Below are 15403 nucleotides of genomic sequence, written 5' to 3'. Positions count from 1 at the left end.
GCTCACCGTTTCACGAGAAGAGGTGAACGGATTGTTCAGCTTCATTGTCAGACGGGTCGCCGGAATGATTCCGCTCTTGATCGTCGTTTCGATTATCTCCTTTCTATTTGTTCACCTGACGCCGGGAGACCCGATCCGCGTCCTGTACGGGACGGAGATCAGTCCAGAGGCATACGAAATGCTCAAGCAAAAAGAGGGGCTGAATGATCCCTTGTACGTGCAGTATGGCCGTTACATCAAGAAGATCGTGACACAGGGCGACTTTGGCATCTCCTATCGGACGAAGTCAAACGTGTCAGAGGAGATCGTGAGGCGATACGGCTACACCCTCGTTCTGACGCTGGCCAGCATGCTGTGGGCAGTGGTGATCGGACTTGCCGTAGGGATCATCTCGGCGACGAAGCGCAATACGATTTGGGACAGGCTGGGCATGGTCACGACGATTACGGCACTGAGTATTCCCGAGTTCTGGTTTGGCCTCGTGCTGATGCAGATCTTTGCCGTACAGCTTGGATGGCTGCCGACCAGCGGCAGCGGCGGGCTGGAGCATCTCATCCTGCCTTCCTTGACTTTGGGGTTGGGAGTGGCTGCGATCGTCGCGCGATTTACCAGGTCGAGCGTCCTTGATGTGCTTCGCGAGGACTACGTACGGACGGCACGAGCCAAAGGGCAAAAAGGCTGGGTCATCGTGATGACGCACGTTCTGCGCAGCGCGCTCATCCCGGTGGTGACGATGACCGGACTGCAATTCGGCATTTTGCTGGGCGGGGCGGTCGTGGTCGAGCAGGTGTTTGCCTGGCCGGGGTTGGGGTCGTACCTGATCGATTCCATCCTGACGCGCGATTACCCGGTCATCCAGGCGCTTATCCTGCTGTTTTCCGTCCAGTTCTTGGTCGTGAACCTGCTGGTCGATGTCAGCTACGGCCTGTTGGATCCGCAAATTCGCTACGAGTAAGAGGGAGAACCATTATGATGAATCAGCAAAAATCGCCATCTCCTTTTCAGGTCTTTTTACAGAAGTTTCTCAGGCAGCGGTTTGCTGTCATCTCACTGATCATCATCCTTGGCATCATCGCTGTGGCGGTGCTCGCTCCCTGGCTTGTTCCCTATGATCCCTATCGGCCGGTGACAGATCAATACGCGGCCAAAGGCATTAAAGCAGGGCCGCTCACCAGTGCGAGCGTGAAGGTGGAAGCGGTGATGAGCGACGGAACGGTGAAACGCGCGGAGGAGCTCGGCCAATTGAAGCTTGACAGCGATGACAGACAGATCGCGTCAGCGAGAAAGGCAGGGGAGTATGTCATCGTCAACGCGAATGGCGACGGTGCGACCACGATCCTCCTCTCAGCCGGGGAGGCAGCGTCCCGCTTTAAGGTGGTCGTCTCGGGTACGGACAACGGCCAGGCGTACGTCTCCCAACTGATCGCCGACGTCCCGCAGCATTCACTGGAGCTTGGCGACGAACAAACAGCAGCCGTAAAAGCTGTATTAACGGACGGTACCGAACTGTCGGGCTTAAATGAAATTACCGCCTATATCGAGAAGAACGCAGCCATGCCGGCGGTAAAACCGGCGGCCAATGACGGCTTCGGAAATACCAGGGTATCGAGTGACAGTCGGGGTTTGACCTTTACTTCTTTGCAGCCGGATGTGGTGCAGGCGGGCAGTGATGGCGCCATCAAAGCCGTCGGAGCGGGAGAAACGGCTGTAAAGGTGTCTTTGGATGGCGTTTCCGCGCTCATCCCGCTAGCGGTGAACCAGCCGCTGTCCAAGCCGATCGTGACCAAATTGGTGCCGGGGGAGCTGACGCTAGACTTGATCAATCTATACAAGCACCAGCCGCCTTCCGGCCTGCACCTGTTTGGAACGGATCATCAGAACCGGGATATTTTCAGCCGAGTCCTGGTCGGAACGAGGGAGACGCTGTTGATCGGGTTTGTCTCCGTGTCGATCGGGGCTGCCGTCGGAACACTTCTCGGCTTGCTGGCCGGTTACTACGGCCGCTGGCTGGATGCGTTGATTATGAGATGCACCGATGTGCTGCTGGCATTTCCCGGGATTTTGCTGGCGATCGCCGTCATCGCTCTGCTCGGGCCGGGTATCGTCAACATTATCTTTGCCGTCGCAGTGTTTACCGTTCCCATCTTTACCCGGATCGTCCGGGGAAGCACGCTCTCCTTAAAACAAATGACCTATGTGGAGGCAGCCAAGTCGATCGGCGTAAAGGATCGGGTCATTCTCATGCGCCACATCTTTCCAGGGACGTTGTCGATCGTCATGGTATACCTGACCATGCGCATTGGCACGGCGATCCTGATCGGCGCTTCGCTCAGCTTCCTGGGACTCGGAGGCGACATTACCGCACCGGAGTGGGGAGCCATGCTGAGTGCAGCCAAGGACAACAGCCGCAATTTGTTTCATCCCACCTTTTTTCCCGGTCTTGCCATCGTCGTGACCGTGCTCAGCTTCAATCTGCTGGGTGACGGGCTGCGGGATGCGCTGGACCCCAAATTAAAGGATTAGGTGGTGTGAGTCGTGACAGAAATCGTATTGGATGTAAAAAATCTCAAAGTGAATTTTCGCAATGAAGGCAAGGAGTACACCGTAGTAAATAACATTTCCTTCCATATCCGCAAAGGTGAGACGCTCGGTCTGGTCGGGGAGTCAGGCTGCGGAAAAAGCATCACGTCCCTGTCCATCATGGGACTCGTTCCGTCGCCGCCGGGCAGGATCGTCGAAGGGGAAATCCGCTATAACGGCACCAATCTGCTGGCACTAAAAGAAAGAGACTGGAATAAAATCCGCGGCAACGAGATATCGATGATTTTTCAGGAGCCGATGACCTCCCTCACGCCTGTCTTTACGATTGGGCGGCAGCTGGACGAAGTGATTCGCCTGCACACCAGCCTGACCAAAAAACAGGCGAAAGCGAGATCGATTGAAATGTTGAAGCTGGTCGGGATTTCCAGAGCGGAGCAGATATACGCCAGCTATCCGCACGAATTGTCCGGGGGGATGCGGCAGCGGGTGATGATCGCCATCGGTCTGGCCTGCGATCCCGGGCTGCTCATCGCCGACGAACCGACGACAGCGCTCGATGTGACGATTCAGGCACAAATCCTGGATCTGATGAAAAGCTTGAAAGCGAAGACACAGACTGCCATCCTGTTTATCACCCACGACCTGGGTGTGGTAGCGGAGATGTGCGACCGGGTGATGGTCATGTACGCGGGGGAGATCGTCGAGGAAGCGGATGTCGACACGCTGTTCCACCATCCAAAACATCCCTACACCCGCGGATTGCTGCAATCCATCCCCAAGATCGAAGAAAAAAAACGCCGGCTGTACTCGATCTCCGGCCAAGTGCCCGCGCCGGGATCGATTACCCAGGGCTGTCGGTTTCGGGATAGATGCCCTTCTGTCATGGAACGCTGCGCCAAAGAAGCACCAGAGCTTATTTCCATCGGAGAAACACACGCCTGCCGCTGCTGGCTGCACGCTTAAGGAATGGGGGGAGAGTCATGGCAAAACCACTGTTGGAAGTACATCATCTGAAGGTGCATTTTCCCGTGAAAAGCGGCCTGTTTCGCCGCACCAGGTCATTCGTCAAGGCAGTGGACGATGTTTCCTTTGAGATCTTTCGCGGGGAAACGCTGGGGCTGGTCGGCGAATCGGGCTGCGGAAAGTCTACGACCGGAAGAGCCGTTCTGCACCTGATCAAACCGACTTCCGGTCAGGTCAACTTTTCAGGAGCTAACTTGGCGATGCTGTCTGGAGAAGAGCTGCGAAAAAAGCGCAAAGATTTGCAAATGGTCTTTCAGGATCCCTATGCCTCGCTAAACCCCCGCCTTACCGTTGAGCAGATTCTGTCCGAGCCTCTGCAGGCGCATCATGTGGCGGATAGGGACGAGCAGCAGCAGCGGATCGCCGAGATCATGGATGTATGCGGCCTGAACAGCAGCTACCTGAAGCGGTATGCCCATGAATTTTCCGGCGGGCAGAGGCAGCGCATCTGCGTTGCCAGGGCGTTGATTCTCAAGCCGCAGCTCATTGTGGCCGACGAACCCGTATCGGCCCTGGACGTCTCCATACAATCGCAAATCCTCAATTTGCTCCAGGACTTGCAGGAGGAGTTTGGGCTCACCTACTTATTTATCTCGCACGATTTGGGAGTGGTCAAACACCTGTGCAGCCGGGTAGGGGTGATGTATCTGGGCCGGCTGGCGGAAATCGGTTCAGCGGAGAAGCTTTACGCGGATCCGCTCCATCCCTATACAGAGACCCTGCTGTCGGCAATCCCAGTCTCCGATCCGCGGGTAAAAAAGGAAAGAATCATCCTGCGCGGGGACGTTCCCTCTCCCGTCGATCCGCCGCAGGGCTGCGCTTTTGTCACACGCTGCCCGAAAGCGCTCGACATCTGCAAAACCGAGAGGCCAGCCCTGCAAAAAGCGGCAGAAGACCATTACGTAGCATGTCATCTCTTACGATAAGGAGTAGATATTCATGGCCGAAACCATCGTAGTAGCAAAGCGCGGAGAGTACATTGAAAGCAGACACACGGGCAGCATTGCTGTCGTTGACGAGAAAGGCAACCTGTTGTTCGGGATCGGCGACGTCCAAAGATTGACGTTTAGCCGCTCGTCGTTAAAACCGGTCCAGGCGATCCCCTTGATCCAATCCGGTGCGGCGGATCGTTACCTGTTCAACGATAAGGAAATTGCGGTGTGCTGCGCTTCCCACAACGGCGAGGAACAGCATACGCAGGTGGTCGAGTCGATCCTGTTCCGGCTTGGACTCGGGGCGGAGCATCTGCAGTGCGGCATACATCCGCCGTACAGCCATGAGAGCTACCTCACCCTGTTGAAAAGGGGAGGGGAGCCGACGCCGGTGCACAACAACTGTTCTGGAAAACACGCGGGAATGCTGGCGCTGGCCCTTCATCTGCAAAGCGATGCCGCTCGTTACCATCACGCAGATCATCCTGTACAGAGGAAGGTAGCGGAGGCTGTTAGCGAACTGTCTGGAGTGGCCGGGGAAGAGCTGCAGACGGCAATTGACGGCTGCGGGGTACCCACATTCGCCCTGCCCCTGGACAAGCTGGCCTATATGTACGCCCGGCTCTCCAATCCCGCAAGCCTGGAATCCAACTTGACGAGACTGGCGGTAAAGAGAATTACCCAAGCGATGGTGCGGTATCCGGAGATGGTCAGCGGTACCAATGAGTTTTGTACGGATGTCATGCGAACATGCGGGGGAAAGGTCCTGGCAAAGGGCGGAGCAGAGGGCGTCTATTGTCTGGGATTGCTAGATAGAGGCATCGGGATCGCGATCAAGGTAGAGGACGGCACGCCGCGTGCTTCCTATCCCGCTGCCGCTGAAGCGCTCAAACAACTGGGAGTGCTGACCCCACAGGAAGAAGAGATGCTGCATGCATATCGCCTTCCTGCGATCAAAAACAGGAGGGGAGAGACCGTCGGCAGGCTCGAACCGGTCTTTCAATTGAAAGGAGTGAAGTGTACGGAGATGTAGCGGGACGAGAAATAACAATTATAAAATGAGAGGGGAAATCTATCAAATGAAAAACAAGCTGCGATCGATTTTTTCATCCTTTTTATCCGCTGTGCTGCTCGTTGCGTTGTTGACTGTCGGCATGTCGTCCGCTGCAGCGGAAGAAGAGACGGCCGATGCATCTGTCAAGGGGAGCCTCGTCATCATCGGCGGGGGATTGGAGACCGGCAACGCCGAGATTTACAATAAAATGATTGAATTGGCCGGAGGCAAGCAGGATGCGGTCATCGGCATTTTTCCTACAGCCAGCGCATCCATGTCTTCATCGCGGAGCATGAAGCAGGATTTTGAGGATTACGGTGTGCCGGCAGAAAATGTCCGGATCATCGAAATTACTGAGAAAAACTACAAAGATCAAGTGAATAACGACGAAATCGTCGAGGCCATTTCTGAATGTACGGCACTTTACTTCGTAGGCGGCGACCAGTCGCGGGTTACCAAAGCGTTCTACAATGAGGACGGCTCCAACTCCAAGGCGCTTGACGCCGTCTGGGACGTGTACAGGAAGGGCGGGTTGGTTGCAGGCTCTTCCGCGGGTGCGGCGATCATGTCTGATCCGATGATCCTGAATGCCACCTCGCTTGAGGCGCTGCAAAAAGGCGTCACGTATGACGAGCAAAAGCCTGGTCTCTGGGTGACGAAGGGCCTCGGATTCTTTGAGGCGGGGATTACCGACCAGCACTTCAGCAAGCGGGGAAGGCTCGGCCGCCTGGTCGTCGCCCTAGTGCATGAAAAAATCAATTACGGGTTCGGGATTGACGAAAACTCGGCGATGGTCGTCAGCGGCGATGAGATTGAAGTCATCGGGGCAAGCGGAATGTTTTTGGTCGATGCCTCAAAGGCTGACTTCACAAAGAAGGGGGCCTACCTGGGAATAGACGTATCCTACCTGGAAAAAGGCGACCGGTACAACTTTGCCACAAAGGAGTTTACGGTCCACTCCTCGAAGACGCTGATCCGCCCTGGCCAGGAATACTACGAGGGCAATGAGCTGAATACCAACATCTTTGGAAGTGATGCTGCCAAGACGGCCCTTTTGGACGATCTGATGGACAATACGGCCAAGGAAGCCCGGGGCCTGACTTTCGCCCTCGATCAGAAGAACGGCAAAGGCAGCGGCTTCTCCGTCGTGTTCAGCAAGACCGCGCAGACGAAGGGGTACTACGACAGCGATGAGTACGCTTCGACTGCCCTGCACGTCAACATGGATATCATCCCGATCGAAGTGCAGGTAAAAGAATTGGAGCATATGCCTAAAAAATAATCCCCCAGCAATCGTCAAAAAAACTCCCGCGTCACGATTTGGCTCAGCGTGACGCGGAAGCTTTTTTCTCTTTACGGGATGGGGATCGAAGCCATCCACGGCGCGGCGCACAGCGTTATCAGCGCGGCGAGGATCATCGAGATGCTGGAGATGGTCCCGGCGACCTGACTGATCTCAAACGCTTTCGACGTCCCCGCTCCGTGTGCGCTCGTACCGAGAAGCACACCGCGGGCCACTTCGCTGTGAATGCGAAGCAAGCGGATGAGCCAGGGACCGATCAGCGCGCCGGCCAGCCCGGTAATGATTACAAACACGGCGGTAAGCGTGGGCACACCGCCGATTCGCTCCGATACCCCCATGGCGATCGGCGTCGTTACCGAGTGGGGGATCAGGCTGTGGATCATCTGCGGATTGACGTGCAGCCAGCCGCCCAGCAGCGCGGTCGAGAACACCGCGGCGACGGAGCCGGACAGCACCCCGGCGGCAATTTCGACGGCGTGTTTCTTCAAGACAGCGGAGTACTTGTACAGCGGGATGGCAAACGCCACCGTCGCTGGCTGAAGCAGGTAGCTCAGCGGTCGAGTGCCTTCATTGTACGCCTGATAAGGAAGATGAGTCCAGGTCAGAATAGCGACTAACAGGACAGGCGTGACCAAGAGGGGCGACAGATACACTTTCGGCCAACGGGCGTAGCACCGCTTCGCACCGTAGTAGATGACGATCGTCAGAATAAAACTGATCAGGCCGGTCATCATGTCCGTCCCTTCTCCTTTCGCTTGGCGATATACTGCACGATCAGTCCGGCACAGGCCATGACCACAGCCGTACTCAGAATGACAGCTAGCAAGAGGCGCTCTCCATCCGCCTTCAGCACTTGGGCAAATTGGATGACGCCGACGGCCGGGGGAATAAAAAACAGCAGCAGTTCCGACAACAGCCAACTGCCGCCCAGTTCGAGCCACTCCAGCTTGATGATATGTGCCTGCAGCAGCAGGTAGACGGCGATCATGCCCAGGATGCTGCCGGGTACGGGCAAGTGAAACATACTGACCAGACCGTTCATCACCATCGTGATGACGATCAGCAGGGCGATCTGCCAGATTCTTTTTATTACAGTGGACACGGTTTTCTCTCCTCTCCAGGTACAGTGTACGCCATCTATAATCATAGGTAAAATACATATATGGAATCATCTCGATTCATTTTATCTATAGTCTGGAGGTTGGAGTTGTCATGGATATCCGCCATCTGCAGTATTTTCTCGAGGTTGCCCGCAGCAAGAGCTTTACCAAGGCGGCACAGGCTTTGCACATCACGCAGCCGACGATCAGCAAAATGATCAAAAGCATAGAAGCGGAGCTGGGGGTTGTCCTGTTTGACCGGTCGGGCAAGCAGGTGGAGCTGACGGATGCCGGCCAGGTGATTTTTTCCCAGGCCCAGCCCATCGTCTCATCGTTTGAGCATTTGTCAGCGGAGTTGGGCGACCTGATGAATCTAAAGCGAGGCCACCTGCGCATCGGACTGCCGCCGATGGTTGGGGCCAGCTTTTTTCCCCGGGTGATCGGCAGCTTTCACGAGAAATACCCGGACGTGACGATCCAGCTCGTCGAGGACGGTGCGAAGAAAGTAGAGGCTGACGTGGAAAACGGGACGCTCGATTTAGGCGTCGTCGTACTGCCGACCAAGGGCGAGATCTTCCACCATTTTTCCTTTGTCAACGAAAAGCTGAGACTGCTTGTCCACCCGTCCCACCCGTTGGCCGGCCGGTCGAGGGTTTCCCTGCCGGAGCTGTCGGGGGAGTCGTTTATCTTGTTCCGGGAGGACTTCGCTCTGCACGACCGGATCCTCGCTGAATGCATTCGCGCCGGCTTCGGGCCCCGTGTCGTCTACGAAAGCTCGCAGTGGGACTTCATCAGCGAGATGGTGGCGGCCAATCTGGGAATAGCGCTCTTGCCGGAGACAATCTGCCGGGAGCTGGACGAGGAACGCGTCTGCACGCTTCGCCTGGTCGACCCGGAAATCCCCTGGCATCTCGCAGTCATCTGGCACAAAGACCGCTACCTGTCCTTTGCCGCTCGGGAATGGCTCCGTTTCACCAGGGACTTGCTCTCGCGAAATAGGGGCGACGAAGCTTAAGGAGCAACGGTCGGCTCCAGCACCGTCAGGGAATTGGTGAACGTGTTCAGGTTCACCCTGGCGCCGATCGGGATCGCCGCCTTGTACAGCCCGTGTGCAGTGGCTACGTTCGTCATCAGCGGCTTGCCCAGCGGGACGAGTACATCATTGATCAAATCATCGTAAGACGTCCGGTAGGATACTTCGCAGTTGGTGCATTCTCCCATGACAATGCCCAGGCAATCGTCCAATTTTCCCGCCAGCCACAGGTGCTCCAGCATGCGGTAGACGTGATTGGCAGGCTCATGGGTCTCTTCGAGCAGCAGAATCGTTCCTCTGGTGTCGATCTCGAACGCTGTTCCCAAGGTGTCGACAAAGGAAGTAAGGTTGCCGCCGACGATGGGGCCGGTGACGTTTCCCTGCACTTTGCTGATCTGCGGCATGCCCGGCGGGTTCTGAATGAGCCGGGGAGCGGTGACCGTAGAGGTGGCGGTAAAGAACTGTTCGAAGTTGTAGGCGGGAGTGGTTGGCCGAAAGTCGATCAGCATGAGGCTTTGAAAGGTGATCAGCCTGCTTCTCTGGGCCAGTACGTTCAACAGCACCGTAATGTCGCTGTAGCCGGTTACGATCTTGGGGTTTTCCCGAATCATACGATAGTCGAGGTAGGGCAGGATATCGGCTACACCGACTCCGCCGCGGACGGGCAGAATCATTTTCACGTCCTTGTCTGCGAACATGTTCATCAGGTCGTAAGCCCGCTGTTCTTTCGTGGCGGAGACCAGCCCGAGGTTGCCAAAGACGTATTGGCCGAATACGACCTCAAACCCCATGCCCCGCAGCGTGTTGACCCGCGCCGCGATCGTATTGGACGAAAGCGGGCTGCCGAGCGAGACGATGCCGATGGTATCTCCCTGCCGCAGGATAGGCGGCATGATCGCCATGACGTTTTCCTCCTGACGTTAGGCTTTTCGTTAGACTATGTATATGGCGCGAGCGGAAACCAGGTACGCGTTTGCCCCGCCCATCTGTGTTAAAATGGCGGAAGTACACTTAATAACAGTCAGGGGGAGCAACATGCGCAGCTATCAAGTGATTCTATTTGACCTGGACGGCACCTTGTCGGACCCGAAGATCGGCATCACCAGAGGAGTGCAGTACGCCCTGAAAAACTTAGGCATTGATGAGCCAGATCTGGACAAGCTGGAGCCGTTTATCGGGCCTCCGCTGCAGGATTCCTTTCCTGAGTGGTACGGGTTCAACGCGGAGGAGACGGACCGGGCCATCCACTACTACAGAGAGTACTTCAAGGAGAAGGGGATGTACGAAAACGTGCTGTTCCCGGAGATTCCCGGGCTACTGCAGGAGTTGAAGCGATCCGGGCGGCAGCTGGTGGTGGCCACCTCAAAGCCGACGCCGTTTGCGGAGGAGATATTGCGTTATTTTCAGATTGACGATTACTTTGATCTGGTGGTCGGCAGCAATCTGGACGGCACCCGGCTCGCAAAGACAGAGGTGATCGAGTACGCGCTGGAGCAGTATCCTGATAGGGAAAAACGCGGCTTCATCATGATCGGCGACAGAAAGTACGACGTAATCGGGGCATACAACACGGGGATCGACTCGATCGCCGTCACGTATGGATACGGTTCGAGGGAAGAACTGCTCCGGGAAAATCCGACGTATCTTGTGTCAGACATTCAAGGGATCAGGGACATCATACTGGCCTGATTTGGCGGCGCTCGCCCATCCTGAAAATAGGATCGGCAGGCCCGTTTTCTTTTGCGCCAGAATGGTTCCGTCTTTTCAGGAAGTGCTCCTGACAAAAATTGCTTTGCCCATCCGGCTGTTAGGAGATTTTCTCAGTCTTTTTGTATAATAGAAGCAATACAGAAAAAGCGAGGTCTCGTATATGCTGCATGAAGCAGAGAAAGCATTGCAACGTTACTACGGCTATCAGACCTTTCGGGACGGACAAAAACCGGTTATCACCAGCATCCTGCAAGGAAAAGACACGCTTGCCATCATGCCGACGGGCGGCGGCAAGTCGATTTGCTACCAGATTCCCGCCATGCTGCTGCCGGGGGTTACCCTGGTTATCTCGCCGCTGATTTCGCTGATGAAAGACCAGGTAGATGCACTGCACAGCGTCGGCATCCCGGCGACCTACATCAACAGTTCGCTGGATTATCGGGAGGCGGCTGAACGGATTTCCCGGGCAAGAAAAGGGGAGTTCAAGCTGATCTACGTGGCTCCGGAGCGGCTGGAGACGGACAGCTTTGGCACACTCGTGGATCAGCTGCCGATTTCCTTGGTCGCCGTCGATGAAGCCCACTGCGTCTCCCAGTGGGGGCATGATTTTCGCCCCAGCTATCTGGCCATCGCCGCTTTTGTGGAAAAACTGCCCGCCCGGCCGATCGTGGCGGCCTTTACGGCGACGGCTACCCCTGAGGTTCAGGCCGACATCGTGGAGCGGCTGTCGCTATTTGCCCCGGAAGTATTTGTCACGGGATTTTATCGGGAAAATCTCGCGTTTTCAGTGGTGAAAAGCGGGAATAAGTCTGAGTTTGTCTTGAAGTACCTCACCGCCCATCCGGAACAGGCGGGGATCATTTACGCCGCGACCCGGAAAGAGGTAGATAACCTGCACGCGTTTCTGCAGAGGAAGGGGTACGCTGTAGGCAAATACCACGCAGGCATGAGCGACGCGGAGCGGACGGCCAGCCAGGAAGCGTTCCTCTTTGACGAGATTCGGCTGATCGTTGCCACCAACGCATTTGGCATGGGCATCGACAAATCCAATGTTCGCTTCGTCATCCACTACAATCTGCCGAAGAATATGGAAGCGTATTTTCAGGAGGCGGGCCGCGCCGGCCGGGACGGAGAACCGAGCGAGTGCATCCTGCTCTTCGCTCCGCAGGACGTGCAGATCCAGAAGTACCTGATCGAGCAGTCGGTGGAGGCGGCAGACCGCAAGCCGCTGGAATACGAAAGACTGCAGAGCATGGTGGGCTACTGCCATACGACCCGCTGTTTGCAGCAGTACATGCTGCAGTATTTCGGCGAACAGGACTTGCTGGAGTGCGGCGTCTGCAGCAATTGCAGCAGCGAGGCAGAATTGACGGACATGACGACGATCGCCCAGAAGATCTTCTCCTGCATCCGGCGGATGAACGAGCGCTTTGGCGTCAAACTGGTGGCCCAGGTGCTGAAGGGAGCCAACACCCAGAAGGTGCGCCAGTTCAGGTTTGAGCAGCTGTCGACATACGGGATCATGGCGGAGTACACGGAGGCCCAGATCAGCGAGTTCATCCATCTGCTGATCGCGGAAGAGTACATACGGATGACGGACAGTCAGTATCCGGTACTTTCCCTGCTGCCGAAGGCGCTTCCGGTGCTTGGAGGTGAGGAGCGGGTCTACCAGCGCGTGTGGATGCGGCAGGTCCGGCAAAGCGGCGATGACACGCTGTTCGAACAGCTGCGCCAGCTCCGCCGCGAACTTGCCCAGCGGGACAAGGTTCCGCCTTACATCATCTTCGCGGACAGCGCCTTGCGGGAAATGAGCCAAAGCTGCCCGATGAGCGAAGCAGAGTTTTTGCAGGTAAAAGGAGTAGGCGAACAAAAGGCGAAAAAATACGCCGCCCCGTTTTTGGCGGCGATCCATCAATATGTGGAGGAGCACGGACTGTCCCGCGCTGACAGCGGGCAGGAGCAGACGGATGTTGCTGACGAGGCGAAAAGGGAAAAGGTCTCCAGCCATCTGTTGACGCTGCAGATGTATCAAGAGGGAAAAACGCTGGAAGAGATCGCTGCCGAAAGAAAGCTGGGGCTTGTGACGATTCAGGATCATCTGATCCGCTGCGGTCAGGAGGGGCATGACGTGGATTGGGATTCGTTTATACCCGCAGCCCATGAAGCGGCCATTCTGGATGCCATTCGCGAACTGGGCGCCGAAAAGCTAAAGCCAATCAAGGAGCAGCTGCCGAAGGAAGTCGACTACATGGCGATCAAAGCGGTAATTGCCAAGCATGCGGGTGAGTTGGTGAGGTCTTGAGGGTTGCAGGCAGTCGATTCATTGTGCAAAACCTGTTGTCGGCTTCAATCGGACACAGTGCAGTCCTTTGACGACCGTGATAAGCGATAATTACAATTAACAAAAGAACGGAGGTTGACAGGATGAGAGATTGGGATGAAGTGTATACGAGCGGAAACTTTCGAGACTACTGGGATCTCCCGCACCCGTCTCAAGAATTGGTCGCGTTCGTGGCTTGCATGGACCTTCCCCCTGACATTACCGCTTTGGATGTAGGCTGCGGCGCGGGCAGCGAAGCCATTTTTCTTGCCCAGCGGGGATATCGCGTAATCGGCGTCGATTTGAGTGCCGCCGCCTTGAACATCGCCAGGGAACGGGCAAACACAGCGGAGGTTCAGGTGGACTGGCGTCTGGGCGATGCCTTGGATTTGCCGTTGGAAAACCAATGCGTGGATATGGTCAATGATCGCGGTTGTTTTCACAGTATCTCCGAAGAAAATCGAGGGCGATTTGCGGAGGAAGTCGCGCGGGTGCTCAAACCCGGCGGGGTGATGCTGCTCAGAGGCTGTCGCGACAAGGCAGAGGAAGGACATTTTGTCGTCGTGACCGAACAATCGGTGGACCGGCACTTTGGCCGGTATTTTAAACGCGGCCCGGTGCTGCCGATCCAGATGACGGTCGGAAAAGGCTATAGCGAAGAAGGAATGAAGGGCAACCTGGTCGTTTTGAAAAGAAAGTGAAAGTCGACGTCGGGTAAAAAAATCAATAAAATCCATTCTTTTCTCACAAATACTCCCGATTTCTTGGTATGGCTTAAGGCGGTTGATTGCGCCAAATCCACCCAAATTACTCTAAATTCAACATTACCAAGGGCAGCCCTCCCTTTTTCCACAGTTAATAGACAGCCTCCCGCTATGCTTAAACAGGGAGGCTCTTCCTGACGTTTCTTCTCGTGAGTTTCAACAGGGAGAAGGTTGTCAAACCCTCTCCGTCAGCAGGATATGATACGGAATCGCCTCCCGCACCCGCCCTTTCTGTCCCACCGTAGTAGACGCCATGCACAGGGAATTCCAGATCGCTTCCTCTACCGCTTCCGCTGTCATCTCGAACAGGCGGGAGATCCACTCCCCGTCTTCTCTCAAAAAGGCGTAGGGGAGGGTTTCCTGCTCCGGCTCGGGGCGGTGGGGAATGCGGTGGGCCGTCGAGAAGGCGATGACGATGTCGCCGCTGCCGTGTGCCGCGTAAGAGCCGGTTCGGGACAGTCCGAAAGCGGCCCGCTTGGCGATCCGCCCGAGCTGTCTCTCGCTTAGCGGAGCGTCTGTTCCGAGAATGATCATGATCGACCCATCCGGGGTTTTTTCCTTTTCGGGATCGGCCGATGAACGAGGCAGCAGCGTTCCGCCGCCGGGCAGGCGCAAATCTGCCCTCTCGCCATAATTGCTCAGCACCAGCGCGCCGATGGTGTACTGCCGCTGTCCGAACGCGGCGATTCTCGAGCTGGTTCCAATCCCGCCCTTGTACCCCAAACAGGACATCCCGGTGCCCGCCCCGACGCAGCCCTCTTCCACCGGGCCGGATTTCGCGGATTGAATCGCCAGGCAGGCGTGTTCCGGTCTGACATGCAGTCCGCGTATATCGTTGAGATAGCCGTCGTTGCATTCTCCCACGATGGCATTTACGGTTCCCGTCGTATTGCCAATTTCCGGATTTTGCCCAAGGAGGTAGCGAATTGTGCCTTCCAGTACGGCAGGGACGGAAAGGGTATTGGTCAAGAGGATCGGACTTTCGATCGTACCCAGCTCTTGCAGCTGGATGGTTCCCGCCGTTTTGCCAAACCCGTTGATCACATGGCAGCTTCCCAGCACCTTTTCCCGGAAGAGGTTGTCCGGGTGCGGGAGGATGGCTGTCACGCCGGTGCGAATCGCGCGGTCATCGGCGATTTGTTCAGACAGGGTGACATGCCCGACCATGACGCCGGGAATATCCGTGATCGCATTGCATTTGCCTGTTTCATATCTTCCAATCGAGAGGCCAAGGTCGCGAAGCCGTACTCTGTTCGTCATGAATATCACTCTTTCTTTTTCATCATTCCTAATTATTATCAGATATTGTCTGAAAGCGGTAGTGGATTGACCAGCCCCCCGCAAGGAGGGGCTGGCCGTCATTCTACTGGAGTTCGCCATCTGTACGGAAGAGATGTTGCAACGTGACTCGTCGAAAACGGGATACTTTCTCGAAGACGAATGCCACTCCCTCACCGTGGGGCTGGAGATAGTAGCGGGAAATCCCGCGCCGCAGCAGTTCACTGTTGAGCCGCACAGCATCTTTCAGGCTGACGATAAAGTACAGATGCTTATCCATCACTCTCACCTCCTTCCGTTCGTTAGAGTACCAGAAGGTGGGGGGAATGCAGGGAAAAATACAAT

The 15403-nt window shown here is 56.0% G+C and carries 15 protein-coding genes; 10 read left to right on the top strand and 5 right to left on the bottom strand.

Annotated features, from left to right (window positions below):
* The first annotated feature begins 31 nt into the window (after positions 1-31).
* Genes nikB through ACI7RC_RS04885 form a run of 6 tightly spaced genes read left to right on the top strand, consistent with a single transcriptional unit; the run spans position 32 to position 6832 of the window.
* Entirely contained in the window at positions 32-955 is a 924-nt protein-coding gene (gene nikB, locus ACI7RC_RS04910) for a nickel ABC transporter permease (RefSeq protein WP_408107123.1), read from the top strand.
* Between the two features lie 17 nt (positions 956-972).
* On the top strand, positions 973-2523 hold the full coding sequence (locus tag ACI7RC_RS04905) for an ABC transporter permease subunit (protein WP_408107122.1): 1551 nt from the start codon (positions 973-975) through the stop codon (positions 2521-2523).
* A 12-nt stretch (positions 2524-2535) separates the two neighbouring features.
* Positions 2536-3504, top strand: coding sequence for an ABC transporter ATP-binding protein (locus tag ACI7RC_RS04900; RefSeq protein WP_408107121.1), 969 nt, complete (start codon positions 2536-2538; stop codon positions 3502-3504).
* A gap of 17 nt (positions 3505-3521) precedes the next feature.
* Positions 3522-4490, top strand: coding sequence for an ABC transporter ATP-binding protein (locus tag ACI7RC_RS04895; RefSeq protein ID WP_408107120.1), 969 nt, complete (start codon positions 3522-3524; stop codon positions 4488-4490).
* Positions 4491-4503: 13 nt separating this feature from the next.
* Positions 4504-5529, top strand: a complete 1026-nt coding sequence (locus tag ACI7RC_RS04890) for an asparaginase (RefSeq protein WP_408107119.1) — start codon at positions 4504-4506, stop codon at positions 5527-5529.
* A gap of 46 nt (positions 5530-5575) precedes the next feature.
* Positions 5576-6832, top strand: coding sequence for a cyanophycinase (locus tag ACI7RC_RS04885; protein ID WP_408107118.1), 1257 nt, complete (start codon positions 5576-5578; stop codon positions 6830-6832).
* Positions 6833-6903: 71 nt separating this feature from the next.
* On the opposite strand, the gene ACI7RC_RS04880 is transcribed toward ACI7RC_RS04885, so the two are convergent.
* Together ACI7RC_RS04880 and ACI7RC_RS04875 are read right to left on the bottom strand one after the other, a co-directional pair.
* Entirely contained in the window at positions 6904-7587 is a 684-nt protein-coding gene (locus ACI7RC_RS04880) for a CidB/LrgB family autolysis modulator (RefSeq protein ID WP_408107117.1), read from the bottom strand.
* The gene (locus tag ACI7RC_RS04875; RefSeq protein WP_408107116.1) at positions 7584-7955 is read right to left on the bottom strand and encodes a CidA/LrgA family protein; all 372 of its coding nucleotides are present in this window, start codon (positions 7953-7955) and stop codon (positions 7584-7586) included. The genes ACI7RC_RS04880 and ACI7RC_RS04875 overlap by 4 nt, the downstream gene beginning before the upstream one ends.
* 110 nt (positions 7956-8065) lie before the next feature.
* Here ACI7RC_RS04875 and cidR point away from each other — a divergent pair, with 110 nt between their 5' ends.
* A complete protein-coding gene (gene cidR / locus ACI7RC_RS04870) occupies positions 8066-8968 on the top strand; it encodes a cidABC operon transcriptional activator CidR (protein ID WP_408107115.1) in 903 nt (300 codons plus the stop codon).
* Here cidR and ACI7RC_RS04865 read toward each other — a convergent pair.
* Positions 8965-9888, bottom strand: a complete 924-nt coding sequence (locus ACI7RC_RS04865; protein ID WP_408107114.1) for a S66 peptidase family protein — start codon at positions 9886-9888, stop codon at positions 8965-8967. The two genes, cidR and ACI7RC_RS04865, sit on opposite strands and share 4 nt — an antisense overlap.
* Positions 9889-10021: 133 nt before the next feature.
* On the opposite strand from ACI7RC_RS04865, the gene ACI7RC_RS04860 reads away from it, so the two are divergent.
* From ACI7RC_RS04860 to ACI7RC_RS04850, 3 genes are all read left to right on the top strand, one after another.
* Complete coding sequence (locus ACI7RC_RS04860; RefSeq protein ID WP_408107113.1) at positions 10022-10675, top strand: HAD family hydrolase; 654 nt, start codon at positions 10022-10024, stop codon at positions 10673-10675.
* Positions 10676-10856: 181 nt separating this feature from the next.
* Positions 10857-12998, top strand: a complete 2142-nt coding sequence (gene recQ / locus ACI7RC_RS04855; RefSeq protein WP_408107112.1) for a DNA helicase RecQ — start codon at positions 10857-10859, stop codon at positions 12996-12998.
* 122 nt (positions 12999-13120) lie between these two features.
* Positions 13121-13717 (top strand): class I SAM-dependent methyltransferase, encoded by a 597-nt coding sequence (locus tag ACI7RC_RS04850; protein WP_408107111.1) that lies wholly within the window; start codon positions 13121-13123, stop codon positions 13715-13717.
* Positions 13718-13954: 237 nt separating this feature from the next.
* On the opposite strand, the gene ACI7RC_RS04845 is transcribed toward ACI7RC_RS04850, so the two are convergent.
* Complete coding sequence (locus ACI7RC_RS04845) at positions 13955-15040, bottom strand: DmpA family aminopeptidase (RefSeq protein WP_408107110.1); 1086 nt, start codon at positions 15038-15040, stop codon at positions 13955-13957.
* A 103-nt stretch (positions 15041-15143) separates the two neighbouring features.
* Positions 15144-15338 carry a hypothetical protein gene (locus tag ACI7RC_RS04840; RefSeq protein ID WP_408107109.1) on the bottom strand — a complete coding sequence of 65 codons (195 nt, stop codon included), beginning with the start codon at positions 15336-15338 and terminating at the stop codon, positions 15144-15146.
* Positions 15339-15403 lie beyond the last annotated feature (65 nt).

It is taken from the genome of Brevibacillus sp. B_LB10_24, from assembly GCF_046036945.1.
Lineage (GTDB): Bacteria > Bacillota > Bacilli > Brevibacillales > Brevibacillaceae > Brevibacillus_C.
The sequence above is the reverse complement of the archived record's forward strand: the minus strand, read 5'-3'. Positions and strand labels throughout refer to the sequence as shown.